Source organism: Rhodoferax sp. (genome assembly GCF_039922535.1).
Taxonomy (GTDB): Bacteria; Pseudomonadota; Gammaproteobacteria; order Burkholderiales; family Burkholderiaceae_C; genus Rhodoferax_B.
The window spans coordinates 1-2,599 of sequence record NZ_JBDTEM010000323.1 but is presented as its reverse complement, the minus strand read 5'-3'; the positions used below and the strand labels follow the sequence as shown (position 1 = coordinate 2,599).

Sequence of the window (2,599 nt, the reverse complement as noted above, 5' to 3'; positions counted from 1 at the left end):
ATGCGCGCGTATCCCATGTGCTGATTGATGAATTTCAGGATACCAACCCGCTGCAGTGGCAGGCCTTGCACAGCTGGTTGTCGTCGTATTCCGGCGCGGGCACTAAGCCCAGCGTTTTCATTGTGGGCGATCCCAAGCAAAGCATTTACCGCTTTCGCCGCGCCGAGCCGCAGGTGTTCCGCGCCGCGCAGGCCTTCGTGGTCGACGGGCTGGGTGGCGACCTGCTCAGCTGCGACCACACCCGCCGCAACGCCCCACCGGTGATGGCTGCTGTCAACGCCGTCATGTCCGCCGCGCAGGCCGCTGGCGCGTACGACGGCTTCCGCGAGCACACCACCGAATCCACCGCCCTGGGCGCTTTGCGCTGCCTACCCGCCATTCCGCGCAATGCCAACGCATCTGCCGCACAGGCTGACCATGGCGGCTGGCGCGACAGCCTGGGCACGCCGCGCGAAGAGCCCGAGGACACCTTGCGCACCCTAGAGTGCCGCCAGGCCGCCCAGTGGCTGGCCGGGCAACTGGCCGACGGCCTGCGCCCCAAGGACGTGATGGTGCTGGCCCGCCGCCGCGAGCGCCTGGGCCACATGCGCGATGCCTTGCGCGCCCTGCACATTCCCACCCAGCAGCCCGAAAAGGCCGACCTGGCCGACGCACCCGAGGTGCAAGACATCGCGGCCCTGCTGGACGCGCTGGTGTCCACCCACCACGACCTGTCGCTGGCCCAGGCGCTGAAATCCCCGCTGTTTGGTGTGGCCGATGCCGACCTGGTGCACCTGGCCCAGTTACAACGCGCCGCCCGCGCGGATGCCGACAACACCGCCGACAGCAGCTGGTGGAGCTTGCTACACAATTCAGATCTGCTGCCGCAGGCGCTATTTGCGCTAGCACCCGTTTTGATGCAATGGAAGCAGTGGCTGGACGCATTGCCGCCGCACGATGCGCTGGATGCCATCTACGCCCATGGCGACGTGCTGGCCCGCTTCGCCGCTGCCGCGCCCGCCGCCTTGCGTACCTCGGTGCTGGCCAATCTGCGCGCCGTACTGGGCACCGCTTTGCAGCTCAACGAAGGCCGCTTTGCCACGCCTTACGCCCTGGTGCGTGCGCTCAAGGCCGGCGGTGTCAAAGCCCCGGTCACCAGTGCGCCGGATGCCGTGCGCCTGCTCACCGTGCACGGTGCCAAGGGCCTGGAGGCCGCATTGGTGCTGCTGCTCGACACCGATTCCCCGCCCAGCAAGGCCGAAACCATGGGCGTGCTGGTGGACTGGCCGGGCGAGGCCGAAGCCCCGGTGCGCCTGGTGTTTTTGGCCAGCGAGTCGAACCCGCCCGCCTGCGTGGTGGACGTGCTGGCCATCGAGCAAGCCGCCCGCCAGCGCGAAGAGCTCAACGGCCTGTACGTCGCCATGACCCGCGCCCGCAGCCAGCTGGTGCTGTCGTCCGTGGTGCCGCACAAGGCGGTGGACGGCTCGTGGTGGCAGCGTTTGCAGCCTTTGGCAGAGATGGTGGGGGCGATTGATGCTGCCGATCCGTTGGATGCCGCTGCGGCCGATGCGGATTTCACCCTGCTGGTGGTGCCCGACATCGGTTTGCAAGTCGCCCCCCAGCGCCCCGAGCCCGATGCCTCCGAATCCCTGGAGTCCCGCGTCGGACAGGCCATGCACCGTTTGCTGGAGTGGGGCACGGTCGACGCCGTCCAGCAGCAAGCCGTTGCGCGCGAATTTGGTTTGGATGCCGAGCAGTTGCAGAAAGCCACGAACCGGGCCGCCGCCATCCGTGCGGGGGAGGGTGCCTGGGCCTGGGATGCGGACGTGGTGGATTGGGCGGGCAACGAGGTGGCCTTGAACTACCAGGGCAAAACCTTGCGCCTAGACCGCCTGGTGCACCGCAAAGATACCGGCGCGTGGTGGGTGCTAGACCACAAATCCAAAGCCCAGCCGCAGCGCGATCCGCTGTTGGTGCAGCAGTTGGAGACCTACCGGGCGGCGTTGCGGGTGCTGCATCCGGGGGCGGAGGTGGAGGCGGCGTTTTTGACGGGGGCGGGGGGGCTGGTGGTGGTGTGAGGGGTTTGGTGTTTTTAGCGGTAACCGGGGCACACACCGCAGCGTTTGAGAATTTCAGGTTTTTAGGCTATTTTTCGGGGTTGAAAACGACTACTGGCGCAGACAGAACCTGCACGGGCAGCTCCTATTTTTTTACTATCAAAACAGAAGCAATCTTCTCGCCTGCAAGGGTCGTAGCCAATAAGGGTCAGATCCCAATTGCGCGCGCAATGCTGGCGGTGAGGGCGATTGGGGACCGCATTTGGGCTCTGACCCTTATTGGCTGTTTGACGCCCCGCGTTCTGGATTTAAGAGGCATGAACGTAGCCGGCATCCCCGGCCGGGCTGTGCCCCCGGCAGGGCAGTAACTTTCTTTGCTTGGCCAAAGAAAAGTCACCAAAAGAAAGGCCACCCCCACTACCTGCGCCCTTCGCTAGCGCTGCGGGAACCTGCGGTGCGCGCTTTGGGCGGGGTCTGGCTAAACTCGGCTGCGCCTCAAACAACGCCAGCCCTGATCCGCCCAAAGCTGTGCTCCTCGGCGCATCTAGAGGGGGACCCCGGGA

At 65.9% G+C, this 2,599-nt stretch carries 1 protein-coding gene; it reads left to right on the top strand.

Going from position 1 to position 2,599, the window contains the following annotated elements; all coding sequences use genetic code 11:
* Window positions 1-2,057 (top strand): 3'-5' exonuclease (locus ABI213_RS15465; protein WP_348027739.1); only part of this gene is annotated, 2,057 nt, incomplete at its 5' end.
* Window positions 2,058-2,599 lie beyond the last annotated feature (542 nt).